Raw genomic sequence first — 20,036 nt, forward strand, 5'->3', positions numbered from 1 at the left:
CAAAGGCTTACCCACACCTTTTTCAGAAATGAAAAAATCTATTTAGGTTGGTTTCTTCCATATTTCGATCATATATATTATTTTTCGGGAAATAATGTCATACTGATTCGACTTTTTATAAAAGAAATACAAAAGGAGCAGATTAGCCTGCTCCTTTCTTAAATTGTTATTAGGTTATCAAAAAATTATTTAAGATTTACTTCCGGCTCCAGCTCCGCTTCAAAAATCCTCGGCCAAGGAAGCTTAACATGGACACTTTCTAAAGAATTGATCGTCCTATAAAATTTCTTGTTCCCTCTTTTTCCAATATAAACGTGTTTCCCTTCGAAATGCTCGAACCATTTTTGTGTTTCTAAGTTTAATTGATCATGAACAAATTGATTAACTAAGTCGTAATCTTCACCTAAGCCCCATTCACTTGCGCCAATACTGGAGATATAGGCCCTTGCTGCAGGATGAACAATGTTTTTATAACTGTGATCTTTTGAGAATCGATGAAGAAGGAATTCATAATGTGCTTCTGCGGTGTCTTCATAAAGTGGTACACCAAATCCTGAAGTTTGTTCAAGAAATGCAGTACGGGCAGCAGCATGACCAATTGTAATGCCAATTGTATTGCCAGCAGTATTCCAGCCGCTATAGGCAAGAAGTTTAGTTAAATCGATTTTCTCAGTTAGTTGGCTAATAAGCAGAGCATCCGCCCGATTAACCTCAATTACATCCCCGATTGCAACCTGCTTTCCTGCTTTAATAAGGTCACTCGTTCTATTTACCATTTTTTCGACATCTATAGTTCTATTATTTTTATCACTTGAAGGAGTATTCAATAACAGGTGGATATCAGCAGCCTTTTCATCTTCGGCAATCTTGCCGCCTGAAGCGGTAATATGCTTGATTACATTATAGTCGAAGGTTGTATCCTCAAATGGTGCAATCCAGTCCTTTCCGTGAATGCCGCCGTACTCAATATAAAATAATGGTTCTGTATTAAACAGCTGAGTTACGAATCTAGATACTAATACCACATCAACTTCATCGGCTCCAGGGAATACGGAAACTTGATCCTCCAAACCGTATTCTGTTACCTTTTCAACTAGAATCTCTCTTTCGGCGCGGTGAAGGCCATGAGGAGCGGCATCATCCTGGGCAAGAATCAAATAATCAATTGAACCGTTGTTAACCCAATCAATTAACAGTTTATTAATAGAATGGTTTCTTGCTCTCGCATTTAGATAATCCTGCAGCACAGATTCCGGTATTTCGGATTCTAATTTCTCAAATTCAGCTCGATATTCTTCCATTCCTAAGTTAATGACCTGATCATATAAAATTGCCCATCTTCTGATTTGGTCGTAGTATTTCAAATATTCCTCGCTTATTGCTGTTACGGCAAGCCGCTGAATGGTGTCATAAACGTATACAGGCTTTTCAGGATAAAGCTCTTTGAGTTTTTTAATTACCTGTATATCAGAAAGTGCCTCTTCCTCGGATTTCACTCCAGTACGGGAAGCAATTAATCCCCCATACGCCAGCATACTTGCAGAAATCACAAACCCATCTGCTTCTTCAGCATTATCCAATAACCACTTGCTGATTTCTTTGCCATTTCCAGGCTCTGTGTAAAAACCAATCATATCGTTTGGCGGAGTTATCACTTCAACACCCGCAGCTTTTCCAACTTGCTGCGGAAAATAGAGATTTGCGGGTCGGTCATCCAATGGAACCATGAGAATCTTAGCTAAACCATCCTTCTTGTCTGCAGCCTCCATTTCACCTAAATTAACAAATAACAACAGAACAGCCATACATGCTGAAAACAAAGCTTTCCATCTATTCACGCCTTCTCCTCCTTTATAATCCAATAACATAAAGTAGATTCAGGATGTAAAGTAAGATGCCTTTTAGATATTATTGTAAAACTGCCCCACCCTCTAATAATTTCTTACGCAGCATGATGGCATCAAGATTTCTTGGAGCGATTCCTTCAGCCAGTGATAGGGCTGCTGCCGTACCTGCTGCCTGGCCTGTTGCCATACAGCTTGGTGTTAGACGAGTCGTAGCAAGTGCTTCATGTGTGGTAGAAATACATCTTCCTGCTACGAGCAAATTGTCAATCCCTTTAGGAATAAGACATCTATAAGGAATTCCGTAGCTTCCATCCCCTTCAATGTCATTCGCCTGCACACCTTTTCCGGTCGGGTCATGGATGTCAATTGGATAGCCGCTTAAGGCAATCGTATCGTCATATTTTTTGCCAGTAATCACATCTTCAATTGTTAAAGAATACTCGCCAGAAATTCTCCTTGTCTCCCGTATGCCAATCTGGGAACCAACCGCCGAAATGGAGGATTTTTCAAAACCAGGAATGGTTGTCTGCAGAAATTCTGCCATCATCATGACCTGTTTTCTTCCTTCTCTTTCACCCTTTGTTAAGTCAAATACGTCCGTGCCATCAAGCCCTTGGACCCTTGTACAGTTAACCAGGACCTCATCTTCTTCAGGCCCAATAAAAAATAGCACTTGATCACGATTAATAGGAACTCCTGAAGCGTTCCATTCTTTATAGAAGCCTTGTACGCCCGTAAGAGGAAGTTCATCTAATTCATTAATAGGCGTCTTCTTATAAAAATTTTCAGGATTCCTTTTCATGGCTTCCTTTACTTTCGAAACATCCACGCCCCTCATTCGAAATTTCATTGTGAGGGGCTGGGTTTTTTGATCATTTTCTCTCCCTTTTAAGCAGGGAGCACCTGATAGAAATGCAATGTCAGCATCTCCAGTTGAATCTATAAATTGTTTGGCCTTAACTCGTATTGGACCCGATTTGGTTACCAATCGAATGTTTTTAATGGTTCCTCCATCCACTTCAACTGAATCTGCAAAGCTATGAACAAGAACTTCCACTCCAGCTTCTTCAAGCATTTCAAGTGCAAGAAGCTTATATTTTTCAGGATGATATGGAGTGACTGTATTGGTAAAGCCCACTGTGTCCCGCAAATGGCCGGGAGATCCATCAATAGCTATAAGCCTCTCTACAATCTCTTGAGCAATCCCTTTAATGACCTGACGTCCAGTTTCCGTATGAAAGGTCATCCATGGATAGACAAGCGCAACAGTAGACATGCCTCCTAAAAATCCATACCTCTCAATAAGAAGTGTCCTGGCTCCTCCTCTCCCGGCCGCAATAGCTGCATTAATTCCTGCAGGTCCCCCTCCTGCAACGACTACATCAAATTCCAACTCATTTTTCAAAACGATCACGTCCTTTCAACAATCTACCAGTCTATTATTTTCCTCCTGTCATACTCACACCTTCAATAAACTGCTTTTGAGCAAAGAAGAAGACAATTAATAACGGAACTGTTGCCATAACTGAGGCACTCATCAACAGTTCCCACTTTGTTCCCACTTCATCTGTAAATAAGGCTAATGCTAACGGAAGCGTCATGAGTTCTTTCGAATTAATATAAATCAATGGTTCATAGAATTCATTCCAGCTTGTTAAGAAAGTAAATATGGTCAATGTAGCAATCGCTGGTTTGGCAAGAGGAAGCATGATGCTCCAATAGATTCGGAAATAGGAGCACCCATCCAGCTTTGCAGCTTCTTCGAGCTCTTTAGGTACAAGGAGGAAGAATTGCCTCATGACAAATACCCCAAATACTCCCGCTGGCCCCAAAATTGGTATCCCTATTAGGGGGATATGAGTATTCACCAATCCCAAATCTCTCATTAATAGAAATAACGGGATAGTAATGACCTCGACAGGGATCATCATAGTGCTTAATAAGCAAAGAAACAGAATCGAACTGCCGCGAAAGGATAACTTCGCAAACGCATAGCCAGCTAATGACCCAAAGAAAATGGTGCCAATCGTGACCAATATAGCAATATAAATACTATTAAAATAAAATAGGTGAAACGGTGTTTTCTCCAGTACATCCAAATAGTTCTGCCAGCGGAAGGGATCGGGTATCCACTGGAAAGTAAAAATCTTGGTCGAGTCTTTAAATGATGTATTTATCATCCATAAAAATGGCACGATCATAATTAGAGATACAAGGGTCAATACTCCATAAAATATAACCTTTGTTCCAAAACTCTTCTTTTTTCTATTGTTCATGGAAAACCCACCTCTTTCTTAACACCCACTGGGCTATGGTGAAAACTAAAATGATTAAAAATAGAATAATCGCAATGGCCGAAGCGTAGCCGAAATCAAATAGCTTAAAGGCTGTTTCCCAAATATAATAAACAAGAACCTTTGTATGATTCCCAGGCCCTCCTCCGGTCATGACATAAATTTGCCCAAACACCTTCATGGATCCGATCACCGTTAAGATGAGTGTTAAAAATACAGTTGGTGTTATCATTGGCAGCGTGACATACCAGAACTGTTTGCTTTTGTTGGCACCATCCAAAAAAGAGGCTTCATAAAGTGTACGGGGCACTTGCTGTAAAGCGGCAAGGAAAAGTACCATATTCAAACCGACATTTTTCATGGCACTGACTACAATAACTGCCGCCATGGCAAGCTTCGGATCATAAAGCCATGCTGGACCCTCAATGCTGAACACCTGCAGAATTTGATTAATAAATCCTTCATCCGTTGCGAACATATACTTCCAGATAATGGACCACACAACAATCGATGTCATGACAGGAATAAAGATGGCCGTCCGGAAGATTCCCATTCCAGGCAGGTTTCGGTGCAGCAGCAAAGCCAGCATAAGGGCCATAATAATATTGACTGGCACCAGTCCGACTGAAAAAATGAGCGTGTTCTTCAATACAGCCCCAAATTCAGGATCTGCAGTTAAACGGCGGTAATTTTCCAATCCAATAAAGTTTGGATCACCAAGCAGCTGCCAGTCTGTGAGACTCATATAAAAGGAGTAAAGCAGCGGTCCCAGCATCACAATTAAAAAACCTAACACCATCGGACTCACAAACAAATAGCCGTAAAAGGCTTCACTCCCTATAAACTTTTTCCTGCGCCTTTTCTTTTCCAAAGAGAGATGCGCCGGAGTTTTTAAGTTTGCTTCCATTCTGCACCCTCCTAAATATTGTCAATGGCATTCCTAAAATCAGCAACTGAACTCTTAATGCTTTCTGCTGTATGTCCAGTTACAACCGCGCCTAACATAATCCCTTTAACACCAGCTTGAGAAAGAAGAGAAATATCATCTGGCACCAGTTTTCGCTGCGATGAGATAAGAACTGGTACATCCACCTTCTCTGCTAAAAATTTATAAGCAAGAATGTCTTTAAAAGTAAGGGGAGACCCATATTCCTCACCAGGCACAATAGATGCTTCAAGCGCTGTTATATCCAGAGACCTTAACTGACCCATTTTCTCAATATCATAATCAGACGATATGGCAAAAGTTTTTTCCATATTAGAAAGCTTTAACATCCAGCTAGGCATGTGGTGAGCATAAATTGAAAAATAATCGAAACCTATCTGGGAAAGCAGATTCATTTCACTTTGTTTGATTTCTTCATAAGAACCACCTGGCACTATCCCCAGGGGACCAGTATATTTTGACCGAATATGCCGGAAGACATCGATATAGGATTCTGCTGCATTGAACTCATTGCCTGATGCACGATGTTTCACATTCACATGCATTTTTACAGCATCTGCACCTTCACTTAATGCAGCTAGTGCCAATTTGAGATTGTTCTCAGGCAAGCTTACAATTAGTGTAACTTTTTTCTCACTCAGGCACTTGCTTAAAGAAGAATTCATTCCCTCAACTCCCATGAATAGGCAAGCGGTTAAACCTAATGAGGATTAACCGCTTGCTAAACAGTTTTATTTCAAAATCGGATCAATTTTTTCATCCATTCCATTCAGAATTTCTTCTGGTTTCTTTAACTGTCCAAACAGTTCATCGAATCCGAATTGGATTGCGTTATCAATTTTTTGCCATTCCATATGGCCTTCCTGCAGTCTTGCATTATCCATCTCATCAATAACTGCACGCTGAATACTTTCAACCGGCGGGTTGTTCGGCTGATTTACAAACTCATCAGAACTTAGGACAGACTCTCGCGGCGGTACAAAGAAAGTAGATGAGGCAGTAATTCCCTCTTGGCTCGTTAGAAACTTTAGGAGTTCCTTTGCTTCTTCAGGATGCTTAGATCCTGCAAACATCGTGTAACCAGCCTGGCCCAGCATTGGGAATCTTCCCTCAGGACCTTCCGGAAGCGGTGCGATATCCCATTTAAAATCTTTCACCTCACGGGCACGTGATACATAGCTGTATACATCAAAGAACATTCCAATTTTGCCGGATTCAAAGCTTACTTGTTCACCAGCTTTCGGATGAGACTTGTCTTTAAACATCATGCGATCGAGCATTTCCAGTGTCTCAACCCCTTGTGGGCTGTTCCACGTAAACTCAGTTGTTTCTTCATTAAATAGGCTTCCTCCGTTGCTCCAAGTGTGTGAAAGCAATGCAATCCAAGTGTTCCAGTCACGGAAGAAATTAGCGCCATATGTGCCGCTTGCAGAGATTGCCTTTGCGGATTTTTCAAATTGCTCCCAGGTCCATGTTCCAGCTTCCACATGTTCATTTGGTGTCTTTTCCCCTGCGTTTATAAACAGGTCCTCGTTATAGAAAAGAACCATGGGAGGTGTAGAAAACGGGAGTCCATATAACTTTCCCTCTTTTTCAAACAGTTCTAAAGTAGATGGGAAGAAGTCATCCATATTATATTCCGCATCATCTTTAAACGAAGATACATCTTCTAAAATGCCATTTTCCATAAATTGAGGAACCATTCGTTCAGCTGCCCAGCCGATATCAGGCAATTCTCTGCCAGCTGCTAAAACGGTTATTTTTTGCTGATAATCCGGAAATGGAACACTTTCTAAATTTACCTTGATATTAGGATGTGTCTCATAGAATTTTTCAAGCAGTTTATTATACATCTCCTGATGCGCTTCGTTTCCCCATATCATAAAGGTAAGTTCAACTTGTTCATCATTCTTTTTCGAATCTCCATCTGAGCTGGATGGTTCTGCTTTGTTGCTGCAGGCGAATGTAAACGTTGTCATTAATAAAATTAAAAAAATTACACCAAGCTTTTTCATTTTTTTCCCCCTCTCCTTTGACTCTAATTGTAGAAGGAAAATCCGGTTCAAAATATCCCTTCAATCAAAGAAAAAGTACTATTTTAATAGTTGATCGAATCTTAAGATAACTTCCTGTATTCTTTAGGTGTTAAGCCTACTTCCTGTTTAAAAAGTGACATAAAATGCTTTGGGCTCTTATAACCTGAGAGCTGAGCTACCTCATATACCTTTAGGTTTGTGTTCTTCAGCAGATTTTTCGCTCTCTTTAAACGTGCACCCGTTAAATAGTCTGTAAAGGTCTGATTCAGCTCAGACTTAAATAATTGCCCTATGTATTGGGGATGGAGAAACATATGATCAGCAATGTGTTTAAGTGTTACTTCCTGCCCAATATGATCGTGAACGTAATGCAAGATTTTCTGAAACTGTCCGGAAACATCTGTATATGATTCTTCCTCTTTATCTTTAAAAATATTGGTGATTACATTAGAAAGCTCAACCCGATTAACTGGTTTAAGCAAGTAATCATTAACACCATATTTAAGAGCAGCTCTTGCATATTCAAAATCACTGTGCCCGCTCAGGATAATAACGGGTACATCTTCAGAGACTTGCCTTACCTTTGAAATAAATGCTAAACCATCCATTCCTCCCATACGTATATCCGTAATTATTAAATGCGGGATCTGTTGACGAACCCGCATCATGCCTTCCTCACCGCTGTTCGCTTCCCATACTCGAAGCTCTCCACTTATGGCCTCTAACAATACCTTCAGCCCTTGTCTAATAATTGATTCGTCTTCAACCACTAATACGTTTTTCATACAATTTTTCCTCCTCCCTATATAGCGGTAAAGAAACAGAGACAGAAAACCCTTTATGTTCTTCACTTTGGATATCCAAGCCGAAATCACTTCCATACAGCAACTGAATCCGTTCATGTATATTTGGCAATGCCACACCATGATGCTGTTCATTAGAATGGCTTGGTTTTTGAGCTCTAATAATTTGTTTTAATTCTTTTAATTTCTCCAATTCCATTCCCACTCCATTATCCGAAATGATTATTTTCAATTGTTCCCCTATTTTAAAAGCCTGTATTTTTATCTTCCCGCCAGTATTGCGCAATCCGTGGACAATCGCATTTTCAATAATGGGCTGAAGGATTAGCTTGGGTATGACTGAATCCTTTAAGGAATCTGGAATGTCCTCTATATAATGCAGCTTCTCTCCTATCCTTACTTTTTGAATTGTGATATAAGAGCCAACGAATGCCGTCTCTTCCTCTAATCTGACAATTTTCGCTTTGTTGTCCACCGTATACCGGAGCAGCTTGCCTAATGAAGAGACCATATCCGATACTTCAAAATTCCCTCTGGTAATCGCCAGCATATTAATGGACTCCAATGTGTTATAGAGGAAATGAGGATTCATCTGGCTTTGCAGGGCTCTCAGCTCCGCATCCTTCTCTCTCAGGCTCGTTCGATAGACTTCGGTAACCAAACGATCGATTTCACTAACCATAAGATTGAATCCTTTTCCAAGATCACCAATTTCGTCATTTGATTGAACCATTACCCGCTGGGAGAAATTCCCCTTTTTCACTCCCTCCATCGCCTCACTAAGTCTATGAATGGAACCAACTAGAGGCTTTGATAAAATAAAACCTAATATGAACGCTATTAAAATACCGGCCATAACCACAACGAAAAGTACTTTCCGAAGATAGTTCACTTCGCTAAAAATTTCAGATTTGGGTGTGAGCATGACAATATTAAGTCCCGAGTATTCGGATTGATTATAAACCATCATATAATCTACACCTTCAATTGGGATATTGGTATAATTATTAACTTTTATATTTTCCATTTCTGGCAAAATGTTTGGATAAATATCATTTTCCTCACTGTTTGGATAAATGATTTCCTTTTGATTGTTTACAATAAAAATTTGGCTTTTTGTCTTTGTATTCTTAACCATATCTTGGATCAGCTCTTGCTTCAAATCTATTTTAATAATACCTAGCGGAGTTTGATCGGACGGATCCCTTATTAATCTAGCCACCGAAAAGACAGCTGTATCCTTATTTAAGTAATAGTTCGGATGATGAAGCGGGAGAATCACATGTTCACCATCTGCTTTTATTATTCTTTGAAGCCACTCGTTATTTTGTTCAAATACTTGGAGCATAATGGTATTTGAATCCAGATTGCTGAATATATTCCCATCATTGGCCAGGATGTGTATACCTCGAATTTCATTTCTCATATGGACAAAACTCGAAATATATCGCCAGATTTTCACTCTCTCATTCGCTGGCGGAAAGGGGGCTCCCACCCCTGAAATCTGGTGATTCTTTAATATATTTATTACTTCTTGATCATATAAAGGGGATAAAGAGATGATCTGCATTTCTTTAATATAACGGTCCAGATTCCGATTGATTTGATCAGCAAGCTGTATCGAGTATTCTTCAGCGTTCCTTTGGCTTGCTCCACCAAATTGATAGTAGGTGATACTGCCAAGGATTGAGGCGGTTAGTAAGATTAGGAGGGAGAAAACCAGAATGAGCTTAATGCGATAAGGAAGAGAGAGCAGCTTTGCTTTATAGGATTTTCTAATTGTTTTTAGATTCATGAAGATTCTCCTTTGTCTGGAACTTTTGCTCTATAGGGAGATGTTCTTCTTTTCTTTAATAAATCCTTCTTTCATTTTAAATGCCCCCTTTACCTTAGCCTTAAATAAAAAAGGACAGAAAAATTCTGCCCTTGAATGAAACTGTTCCTTATTATCATCCTGTCAAAATAAGCTTTATCCAGCCAAAAAAAGAAATCCAGCATATTACCCCTATACAAGTACCCCATAGCAAACCATGAACAAAGCTTTCTTCTTTATACATAGCACACCCCTAATTAGGATTCTCTTTAGGTGCTCGACCAGAGACTTGCATAAAGTATAAATGACACTCGCTAAAAAGGGTGTCATAATAGGGACATAATAATGTCATTTAATAAAAACGTTCGACAACAAAGATCCTTTTAAATCTTAATTTGGTGGAACTAAAGTAAGGTAAAAATAAAAAGCACCGGTATTTTCCATCTCGAAAGCAGCAGTTCCAGACATCTTCATAGTCACGAAACAGTAAGTAAGAAAAGAGAATAGAACATCATTCCAGAAATTTAATAGATTTTCATCATAGCAGTTCTTTAGGGTTATCATTTAAGAAAAGTGAGGCTGATATCATTGGAGTGGAAAACTAATCAAATCAAGAAAGAAAAAGTATCCCGATTTGAAATAATAAAAGAATCGGTTACCTTGCCAAATGATACAGAATTCGATTTCTCCTATATTAACTTTTCCCAAGGTGTTTGTATTTTGCCGATAACAGATGATGGAAAGATTGTTTGTATTCGTCAATATCGTCATGCAATAAAACAATGGCAATGGGAATTGCCTGCAGGAATGATTGACCACGAAAAGGAAGACCCTCTTTTGACGGCAAAAAAAGAGTTAGAGGAGGAAACAGGTTATCAGGCACAGGAATGGATTCCGTTAGGAAGCTTTTATCCATCTCCGGGTTCAACCTCAGAAGAAATCTACCTTTTTGCCTCTACCGGCCTTAAGAAAACAGAGCAAAGACTGGAGCCAAGTGAGCAAATCGATTTATATACACTCGAAATAAATGAGTTATATCATATAATTAATAAAGGAGAATTTCAGCATGGTGCTGGCATGGCAGCCTTATTAAGATATTTAGTGAAAAAGGATTCATTTGAAATTTAGATAAAGCTTGGAGATGTATCTATCCCTTTCTGCAAAGTAGCCACTCGGCTGCTTTAAGAAAGGATTTTTCACCCAACCTAATAGCTCATAGGATTTTATAAATTCTTTAGCTTCTCTGCTTTTTACAACCTTCGATAATCTCTATTATTTTTCGGGAAATAAAATGTTTATTCGTCAATATTTACGGTATTTAACAGGCACAGTATGGACAGTCAAATTCCCTAATATCCCGTACGAGAAATATTATTACTTTCTCCTCGCCATAGAAAAAAACCTTGCTCCAAATCAGCAAGGTTTTTCTAAAATCAAACTACATTATCGGACAGGACGTATTATGGATGCGAAACAATAATTTCACATTCACCGCTTATTTCAAATTCTCCCAGTCCAACCGGTAAAACGACATGGCTGCCTTTACTAAATGAATAATTTTCACCATTATGAATGAGAGAACCTTCTCCTTTAATCACACTCAAAAGCAGGTATTTTTCTTCGTAATTAAATGTGGCTGACCCTTTAACATCCCATTTATAAACAGAGAAGAATTCAGATTGTACAAACGCAGTAATTTCAGCATCCCCCTTCTTTTCAATCTTAGGAACGCTTTTGGAATCCTGATGTGGTACAGTCGTAACATCGATCGCCTTGTCCAAGTGAAGATCACGCAAGTTCCCCTGGTCATCTCTTCGGTCATAGTCATAGACGCGATAAGTAGTATCGGAGCTTTGCTGTGTTTCTAACACTAGTGTTCCTTCACACAAGGCATGGATAGTTCCGCTTGGCACATAGAAAAAGTCACCCGGCTTGATTTTCACTCGGCGAAGCAGTTCATTCCAATTGCCTTCTTCTATTTGCTCAACCAATTCTTCTTTTGTTTTGGCGTTATGGCCGAAAATCATGTCTGCATCTTCTTTACAGTCGATGATATACCAGCATTCCGTCTTTCCCAGCTCTCCATTTTCGTTAGCCATTGCATAGGCGTCATCGGGATGTACCTGGACTGACAGATCCATATTGGCATCCAGGATCTTCGTTAAAAGAGGAAATACCTCTCCTTGCGGATTTCCAAAAAGCTCAGGGTTCTCTTCCCAAAGCTTATCTAAGGTTTTACCTGCAAATGGACCATTTTCAACTTCAGATGGTCCATTTGGATGAGCAGAAATAGCCCAGCACTCACCCGTTTTATCGCTTGGAAGATGGTAGCCGAATTCCTTTAAGGCTGTTCCTCCCCAAATTCTTTCTTTAAATACCGGTTTTAAAAATAATGGCTGCACAATTTCTTCCTCCAATTTTTATTCTTTTTCCGTTAAAGCTTGATTTGCAAGCAATAGTGATCCCGTAATGCCTGCACGGTCTCCCAATCCCGGACTGACAATGTAGCTGGATAACTCCGGCATGGTGACATAATCTTTTAGCAGTTCAGGCAAGTATTTATAAATAGAAGTAAATACTTGCGTTTGGTTCATGACTCCCCCGCCCAGTATAATCTTTTTCGGCGATATGATTAAAATATATTGCATCAGCGCCTGGGCAATATAATATCCTTCCAAATCCCAGACTTCATTGCGTTTTATTAAGCTGACCCCTTTTTTACCCCAGCGTTCTTCAATCGCCGGGCCAGATGCAAGACCCTCGAGGCAATCGGCATGGTAAGGACATTTTCCATTATAGGTATCTTCAGGATGACGGCGAACAATGATATGGCCCATTTCGGGATGAGATAGCCCTTGCAGCAATTTACCATTAACCACAGCCCCTGCTCCGATACCCGTTCCTACCGTTATATATAAGCAGCTATCCAATCCTTTTGCTGCACCAAGGGTCGCTTCACCTAACGCCGCAGCATTTACATCTGTATTAAATCCGACAGGAACACCAAATGCCCCCTCAAGCGCCTGAACAAAAGGATAGTTTCTCCAAGCAAGCTTAGGTGTGGAAGTAATATAACCGTAGGTTTCACTCTCATGATTTACATCAATGGGACCAAATGACCCAATACCTATTGATTCTATATCATATTGTTTAAAAAACTCAATAACCATTGACATGGTTTCTTCCGGAACGGTAGTAGGAATCTTAATGGAGTCTATAATTTTGCCTTTTTCATCCCCGACGGCACAAACAAATTTTGTGCCGCCTGCTTCTATTGCACCTAGCATTTATCCAATTCCCCCAAATTTGAGACATTTGTATATATTATATAAAAATGAGCTGCCTTTTTCCCTCCCTACAGTAAATTTAAAAGGAGAGAATCTTAAAGTCAGGCAGCTCGTTTTTAAAACTTCATCTATTTAAATGGAGGCATGCAGCATGTTTATCTTGTTTATCTAGCCTTTATTTATAATTATTGAATATTTTCCAAGAGCTTATAAGCTTCTTCTTTTGAAGCAGCCTTTAGCAGCTGCGCCCTGAAATTTTCGTCCATTAGTTTACGGGAAAGCATCTGGAGAATTTTCAAATGAGCATCCCCTGCCGCTTTCTCTGGCACGGCAATCATAAAAATCAGCTTTGCATCTGAACCATCAAGGCTTTTCCAATCAACGCCATCACGTTTGATGCCAAAGGCAACAGCAGGCCGCTTAACAGCATTTGATTTTCCATGAGGAATCGCAATATTCATTCCGAGGCCCGTTGAGCTCTGAGCTTCACGATTTAGAATTGCCTGTTTGAATTCTGACTTTGAACTCAATATCCCACTATTATCAAAGTGCCCAATTAATTCATCTATTACTTCATCCCGAGTTGTTCCTGCTAAGTTAGGCTCGATTAGCTTTGTATTTGTTATGTCTGTTAATTTCTTGATCTCAACATCGGCAGGACTTTCTTCTATTACAGCATGTCCTTCACTTTCATCTAAGACTGTTTTTTCAGCACCCGCAGGCACTATTGCTTCTTCCACATCTTTTTTCAGAGCTGTTACCATAATTGCTGTTACCACAGCACCAACAATAGCTGCCACAAAGAACATCAATACATTATCAACTGCACCCAATACAGCCACAATCGGCCCGCCATGTGCAACACGGTTGCCTACATTTGAAATCATAGCGATAACTGAACCAGCCATTGAACCGACAACAATACTTGGAATCACACGCAGAGGATCCTGCGCAGCGAAAGGAATTGCACCTTCTGTAATCCCGAATAGCCCCATTGTAAAAGAAGCTTTCCCTGCTTCCCTCTCCGTTGGACGGAATTTGCGTTTGTTAATAAAGGTTGCCAGTCCAAGTCCAATTGGCGGAATACAAATGGCTACCGCAATCGGGCCCATAATTTCATAATTTCCTTCTGCAATCATCGCTGAACCAAATAGGAAAGCTACCTTGTTGAATGGGCCGCCCATATCAACAGCTATCATAGCACCAAGGATCAAAGCCAATACAATCGAGCTTCCGCCTTGCATGCCTGCAAGCCATCCTGTTAAGGATTCAAACACCTGGGCTACAGGAGCACCAATTACATAAATGAATAATAAACCAACAATGACTGATGCAAGAATCGGAATAAAAATAATCGGCATAACAGGCAGTACCGCTTTTGGCACTTTCACCTTTTTAATAGCAAGAGCCACATATCCAGCCAGGAAACCGGCAATGATCCCGCCGATGAATCCTGCACCTGCTTCACTTCCATAAAAGCTGCCGTTTGCTGCAATATACCCGCCAATCATCCCTGGGACAAGACCGGGGCGGTCTGCAATACTCACCGCAATAAAGCCCGCGAGAATTGGAACCATGAACATGAAGGCCGTTCCGCCCAGGCTTTCTACCTGCTTCCAGATCGAATCTTCAGGTATAACAATTCCTCCAGGTGTCTGCTCCCCACCTAGTGTTAAGGCAAGTGCAATCAAAAGCCCTCCTACCACGATGAACGGCACCATATAAGAAACACCGCTCATTAAGTGCTTGTATATAGGGTTTTCTTTTTGTTTACCTTTAGCAGGCCCTTCTTTAGACGCTAATTCCGGTTTATATACAGGAGCATCGCCATTTTGGATTTTCTTAATTAGCTCCTCTGGTTTTCTGATCCCATCCTGAACACCGGTTACAATCACTCTTTTACCTGCGAAGCGCTCTTTTGGAACCTCTTTGTCAGCCGCAATAATAATTCCGTCTGCTTCAGCAATGTCTTGTTCACTTAGAGCGTTTTCCACACCAATCGAGCCCTGTGTTTCAACCTTTATATCCACACCCAGCGCTTCGCCGGCTTTTTGCAAATTCTCTGCAGCCATATACGTATGAGCAATACCTACTGGACATGCGGTAACCGCTAATATTTTAGCCATAACCTAACCTCCTGGTTGTCAAAATCTAATGTAATCGCTTACCTATATAATAAATCCAAACATGTCCTTATATTTTTTTTATTTTTACCGGAACTTACGGTAAAAAGGAATTTTTCATTAAAAAGAGCAGTGGAACTGTCATTCCACTGCCCTAATTCTTATTAGTCTTACTGCATTTCTTCCAGCACTCTTAAAAATTCTTTATCATTATCTGCTGCAATCAACTCATGAACAATAAGCGGTGATTCACTAAGAGCGGCAATCCTGCCAATAATATTTCGGATTTCTCCCTGGTTTTCCTTTGAAATGGCGAGCATGAAGACAAGGGAAACTTGTTCATTCCCCCATTCGATTGGCTCCTTCATGATCGCTATCGCTAAAACGGTCTTATGGATCATGGCAGGATCTCCATGAGGAATGGCAATGCCCCCGCCAATTGCGGTAGCTGAATTCCGTTCACGATTGACTGCACTATGGATAAATTCTTTTTTTACATAGCCTTTATCGTAAAGAGCCATTGCCAGCATTTCAACAACTTGATATCTATGTTCTTTTTTAATCTCAAAAAATACCAGTTCTGGAGCTATGAATGAAGAAAAAATACTTTGCTCCTGCTGTACCCCTCTTTTCATCTTAAGCTTATCCACAAAGCGACTTAAATTATTCTTATCTTCTTGCCCGAAAAGAGGTGAAATTTGTATATATTCCATGTCTGCTTTTTCTAGATTGACTGTTGAAATAATGAAATCAGCTTGATGCTCCTTCAAGGCATCCGTAATCTCCGCTTTGCCAATGCAAGCAACAATCTCAATGTCCTGATATTGCTGTTGAATTTTGGCTTCGAGCAAATGTGACATGCCAATGCCCATATGGCAGACAATCAGCGCCTTCTTTTTCTCCACTTTTCTTTTCCCTTCCAGACGTTCAATAGAGGCTTGAAAGTGCAGAACAATATAAGCAGCTTCGTCTTCGGGGATGTCGAATCCGACACTATCTTTCATTTCCTCAATTGCCAAGATTACCATGCTGAACATATAGGGATACATCTTTTTTATATTCGCAAGAAGAGGGTTTGTGATAGGAAAACCATATTTAATGCGGCTAATGACAGAATGCATATGGACAGTAAGCCCATTTTGTAAAATAGGATCTTCTTCAAATGGAAACAATGTCAGTTTTCCCATCTTCCGAACAAGCTGGAGGACAACCTCCTTAGATTCTTGAACATATTGCAAAGCCTGCTCTGATTCTTCTACCCGCTTTCCGCTGATAAGGTGCCACGTAAAATAGATTCTCTCCGCCTCAGGAAACCTTAGCCCGAATGCCTCTTCCAACTGATTAAAGAACCAGCTGGCATATTGATATTCTTTTCGGTTCAAAGCCGTTTCCCTTTCAGAATCTTGTACAAAAACAGGCGACTTTTGCCTTATCCGTTTGACCATAATCAAAGCATGAACAAGCAAGCTATCCAAAGCTTCATCGGTAAAGCCAATGCTGTACTTTTCCTGCAGGGAATTAAGCGCTTCCTTCACAACTGCAATTTCATAAGAAAAGAATAGATCCAGAACCATATTTTTTTCATTTGTAAGAGAAGGGATTAACTCAGACAAATGTGCCATGGCATTCCGTTTCTTTAACTCCGGCCCTTCAATTAGGCTGCCGATCCGCTGCTTTGATACAATCTCAAGGTCAAAACGCTGAAGCCAATAGGTGATTGTATCGATATCTTTTTTTATCGTAGGTTTCGGCACATAGTAACGGTCCGCCCAATATTGAAGTGTAATGGCCTTTGTACTGGTCAACAGCTGAAAGGCCATCTCAAACAGCCGCTCTTCTGCAGTTTTCTGTTCATTTGAAAACAGGCTGCGCAAAATTTCCGTGCGTTCTGCTTCATCTATTTCAATTGAGATTCCAATACCAGGTTTGCGCAAAAGACCGGCCCTTGAATCCTGTAAAAATTCCTCCATTCGATCCAGATCATTCCGGACCGTTTTCTCCGAACAATCCAGTTCATCAGACAAATCCTTTATCTGCACTGCCCCTTCCTCATGAAGGAGCAATATTCTAAGTAGTTCCCTTTGTCTATTATTCATTCTTGCACCTGCTAATAAAGTTGATATAGGTAAAGTTTATCTTTATTTGTGAGTCTAATCAAATGGGGAGAGCGCAGCATAAAGAGGAAAAAGCCTACCCTTTTACAAGAGCAGACTTCTGATTGTGAATTCTTAGAACATAACCGTCTTCAATTGATTTTGCTTTACCGCCACTACAAATTGATTGTCTTCAACATTTAATGGTGAAAGCGTATCTTCATTTAAATTTACTTCTTTAACCTGATCTATAGTAAGGTTTACTTTAAATGAACCATCCTTTTCAGAGTCAGTTGGATTAAAGAACCTTAATACAAATCCATCTTCATTTTCCGCTTTTTTCAGTACACTAAGGACTGTCGTGCTGTTTGTTTCCTGAAGAAGACTAAAGCTTAATGGTGTATGAACATCCTCCTGATTCAGCTTCATCGCATTATGCGGAATCTTGTTATATGTTTGAATAAGAGTGGTAAATTCTTTTGCAGCTCTTCCTACATTTGCTGATGCCGTTGAACCTTTATGGGTTGTAATCGCAAAATCAAGCGTTAGCTTTCCTAGCATCTGTGAATCTGGTGTTGGCAGCTTAATGCCGGATGGACGACCTGGCCTTCTGAGCATTTCTTCTTTCCCAAGTACACCGATACTACGGAATAAGGTAATGGCAATCGTATCAAACTGATCCCCGATCACTTCATATTCACGTGTGCTATTCGTAAGCACGCTTATACCATGCTCATGATCTGACAACCCGATAAACGATAGCATTGGATAGATCGAATCCGGGCGCTCATCCCAGCCTTCTTCCTTCCAGTAATCCATCGCAGAATCATATACATCCCGTTTAATAAACCCGAACTGGTTGTCCGAAACAGAGAAGGATGAAGCAATGCCAGTTGGAATCAAGGTGCGGAGACGATGGTCCTTCGCCTGATTATCAATTTCTGCTTCAACTTTTATGATTGGCTGATGATTTGGAATCGTGATCTTCCAGTGAACATGTACAAACCGGTCTGCTTTTTTGTTTTTACGATTTTCTAAATCACCTGGGACATCCATTTTCAGCTGAATTTCCAGCTGTGCTTCGTATTTATTTTGGCGTACTTTCACATCAGCTTCTATATCGTTGCTGTATAGCAAGGTTTCATCCGCCAGCGGGGAGAAGTCATATTCATCTCCATCGTCACCGCCATTTTCCAATAATAGAACGTTGTCGAATTCCTTTTGAAGCTGTTTATCGTAAATTTTCAGCGTGCCATTCGGATTTACAGAAACCTCATAGTAGTCGGTCTCTACTAATTCTTTTTCGGCAAAAGTATGACCCATATCGTTTTCTTCATTAACCACAAAGTATGTTTTATATCCCATTGCAGGAATGGAATCTTTTAATTGAATCGTGTATTGATAGAATGGATCATAGTTTCCATAATGAACAATCTGACGATCAATCAGGCCTGGGTCCATGATTTCTTTATTCATTACTTCAAATGGAACTTTATTGCCTGCCCCATCTTCAAGTGTAAAAGCATCAAGCTTGGTAATTACCTTCGTGGTAACCACTTCTGCCCGCTCATACGGAAGAAGATTGAAAGCTGTCAGGCGGTCCTCTTTACGTTCAGTGGCAATAGAATCTGTGATTTTCCGCTTATAGAATTCAATAAGCTGATCGGTTTTTTCTTCTGCAAGGAAGAAGCGGTTGACAATTTCACGATGAACTTTATCCGAGCAGCAGCAGCCGATGCTGTCATGAGCATGATTCTTCATGATTTCTTTCCAAATCAATTCAATCAAGCCATGATGGTATTCAAAGCCCAATGAATACGCAATGGATGCCAGCGGTTCAAGGATATTCGTGATCTTGTTTTCTATCCTTGTATTCGCAGCCTTAATATCCATCCGTGTCGAATAAATGCTTCGGTGGACACGCATGTACTTTCCATCTAGAAATTCGCCCTGAAGGGTAGGCAATGTGTGATTTTGTTCTAGCTGATCAAATACATTTTCATATTTACTTAAGAAAAACTCGCGGTCCGGATATAAGCGCTGCAGCTTCTCAATAATCGTAAAGATATTCTTCTGAATAGGCATCTGATCATGGCCATTCGGAAGAATGATATTCTCTGTTGTCGCTCCGCGGTCGAGAACAGAAAAGTATTTATTAATACGTTCTTGAAGCTTCTCTTCATCCTCAGGCAAGTATTTCCCAATCGCATAACCTAGCGGGAATAACTGTACTAATACCTTTGAACCATCATCGCTTTCCCAATAAAATTCCGTTTTATCTGTGCCGTGGCGCTCCGAAGTTCCACGCCAAAAAATAGAATATTTAATATCAAATCCATTTAGGATTTGGGGCATTTGTGAAGATTGTCCGAATGAATCAGGAAGGTATCCGATTTTCATCGGTGATCCGAATTCCTCACTATCTTTTAATCCATAAAGGAGATTACGAACAATGGATTCTCCCCCCACAACCATCTCATCTGTTTGTGTATACCATGGGCCGATGATCAGCTTGCCTGCTTGAACTAACTTTCTGACACGTTCTTTATTTTCCGGTTTGACTGCGAAATAGTCTTCCAGAATGGAAGTCTGCCCATCCAAAACATAGTAAGGATAATCTGGATTGGTTTCCAGCATTCCCAAAATTTCTTCCATGTTATTAACTAAAAGGATCCGTGACTCTTCAGTTGAAAAATACCATTCTCTATCCCAATGCATATGGGGTACAATATGAACTTTTTTCATGATGTCCTCCAAATAAGATGGTACCTAAAGCGAATTCTTTAGGTACCAT

General features: G+C 40.2%; 14 protein-coding genes. 1 reads left to right on the forward strand and 13 read right to left on the reverse strand.

All coding sequences use genetic code 11. The features are described 5' to 3' along the window. Positions 1-185: 185 nt before the first annotated feature. The 8 genes from NAF01_RS22735 to NAF01_RS22770 all read right to left on the reverse strand — a co-directional run bounded on the left by NAF01_RS22735 (position 186) and on the right by NAF01_RS22770 (position 9,721). Positions 186-1,838, reverse strand: coding sequence for a DUF4127 family protein (locus tag NAF01_RS22735; protein ID WP_250801214.1), 1,653 nt, complete (start codon positions 1,836-1,838; stop codon positions 186-188). A gap of 70 nt (positions 1,839-1,908) precedes the next feature. Continuing rightward, positions 1,909-3,252: an FAD-dependent oxidoreductase gene (locus NAF01_RS22740; protein WP_250801215.1), complete on the reverse strand. Its 1,344-nt coding sequence runs from the start codon at positions 3,250-3,252 to the stop codon at positions 1,909-1,911. Between the two features lie 34 nt (positions 3,253-3,286). Next, positions 3,287-4,123 (reverse strand): carbohydrate ABC transporter permease, encoded by an 837-nt coding sequence (locus NAF01_RS22745; RefSeq protein ID WP_250801216.1) that lies wholly within the window; start codon positions 4,121-4,123, stop codon positions 3,287-3,289. Further along, on the reverse strand, positions 4,113-5,048 hold the full coding sequence (locus NAF01_RS22750; protein ID WP_250801217.1) for a carbohydrate ABC transporter permease: 936 nt from the start codon (positions 5,046-5,048) through the stop codon (positions 4,113-4,115). The genes NAF01_RS22745 and NAF01_RS22750 overlap by 11 nt, the downstream gene beginning before the upstream one ends. An 11-nt stretch (positions 5,049-5,059) precedes the next feature. Continuing rightward, on the reverse strand, positions 5,060-5,752 hold the full coding sequence (locus tag NAF01_RS22755) for a hypothetical protein (RefSeq protein ID WP_250801218.1): 693 nt from the start codon (positions 5,750-5,752) through the stop codon (positions 5,060-5,062). 66 nt (positions 5,753-5,818) lie between these two features. Continuing rightward, entirely contained in the window at positions 5,819-7,102 is a 1,284-nt protein-coding gene (locus tag NAF01_RS22760; RefSeq protein ID WP_250801219.1) for an ABC transporter substrate-binding protein, read from the reverse strand. Between the two features lie 101 nt (positions 7,103-7,203). Further along, positions 7,204-7,908, reverse strand: a complete 705-nt coding sequence (locus NAF01_RS22765; RefSeq protein WP_250801220.1) for a response regulator transcription factor — start codon at positions 7,906-7,908, stop codon at positions 7,204-7,206. Beyond that, positions 7,886-9,721, reverse strand: a complete 1,836-nt coding sequence (locus NAF01_RS22770; RefSeq protein WP_250801221.1) for a sensor histidine kinase — start codon at positions 9,719-9,721, stop codon at positions 7,886-7,888. The genes NAF01_RS22765 and NAF01_RS22770 overlap by 23 nt, the downstream gene beginning before the upstream one ends. A gap of 606 nt (positions 9,722-10,327) precedes the next feature. Between NAF01_RS22770 and NAF01_RS22775 the strand changes: the two genes are divergently transcribed. Beyond that, complete coding sequence (locus NAF01_RS22775) at positions 10,328-10,867, forward strand: NUDIX hydrolase (protein WP_250801222.1); 540 nt, start codon at positions 10,328-10,330, stop codon at positions 10,865-10,867. A 332-nt stretch (positions 10,868-11,199) separates the two neighbouring features. On the opposite strand, the gene manA is transcribed toward NAF01_RS22775, so the two are convergent. The 5 genes from manA to mngB all read right to left on the reverse strand — a co-directional run bounded on the left by manA (position 11,200) and on the right by mngB (position 19,987). After that, the gene (manA, locus tag NAF01_RS22780) at positions 11,200-12,144 is read right to left on the reverse strand and encodes a mannose-6-phosphate isomerase, class I (RefSeq protein WP_250802522.1); all 945 of its coding nucleotides are present in this window, start codon (positions 12,142-12,144) and stop codon (positions 11,200-11,202) included. A gap of 15 nt (positions 12,145-12,159) precedes the next feature. Next, positions 12,160-13,026: an ROK family protein gene (locus NAF01_RS22785; RefSeq protein WP_250801223.1), complete on the reverse strand. Its 867-nt coding sequence runs from the start codon at positions 13,024-13,026 to the stop codon at positions 12,160-12,162. A 185-nt stretch (positions 13,027-13,211) separates the two neighbouring features. Beyond that, a complete protein-coding gene (locus tag NAF01_RS22790) occupies positions 13,212-15,152 on the reverse strand; it encodes a PTS fructose transporter subunit IIABC (protein ID WP_250801224.1) in 1,941 nt (646 codons plus the stop codon). A 167-nt stretch (positions 15,153-15,319) separates the two neighbouring features. Continuing rightward, positions 15,320-17,245 (reverse strand): BglG family transcription antiterminator, encoded by a 1,926-nt coding sequence (locus tag NAF01_RS22795; protein WP_250801225.1) that lies wholly within the window; start codon positions 17,243-17,245, stop codon positions 15,320-15,322. A 132-nt stretch (positions 17,246-17,377) separates the two neighbouring features. Next, positions 17,378-19,987, reverse strand: a complete 2,610-nt coding sequence (gene mngB, locus NAF01_RS22800) for a mannosylglycerate hydrolase (protein WP_250801226.1) — start codon at positions 19,985-19,987, stop codon at positions 17,378-17,380. Positions 19,988-20,036 lie beyond the last annotated feature (49 nt).

Origin of the sequence: Cytobacillus firmus (genome assembly GCF_023657595.1) — a bacterium.
GTDB classification, from domain to species: Bacteria; Bacillota; Bacilli; order Bacillales; family Cytobacillaceae; genus Cytobacillus; species Cytobacillus firmus_B.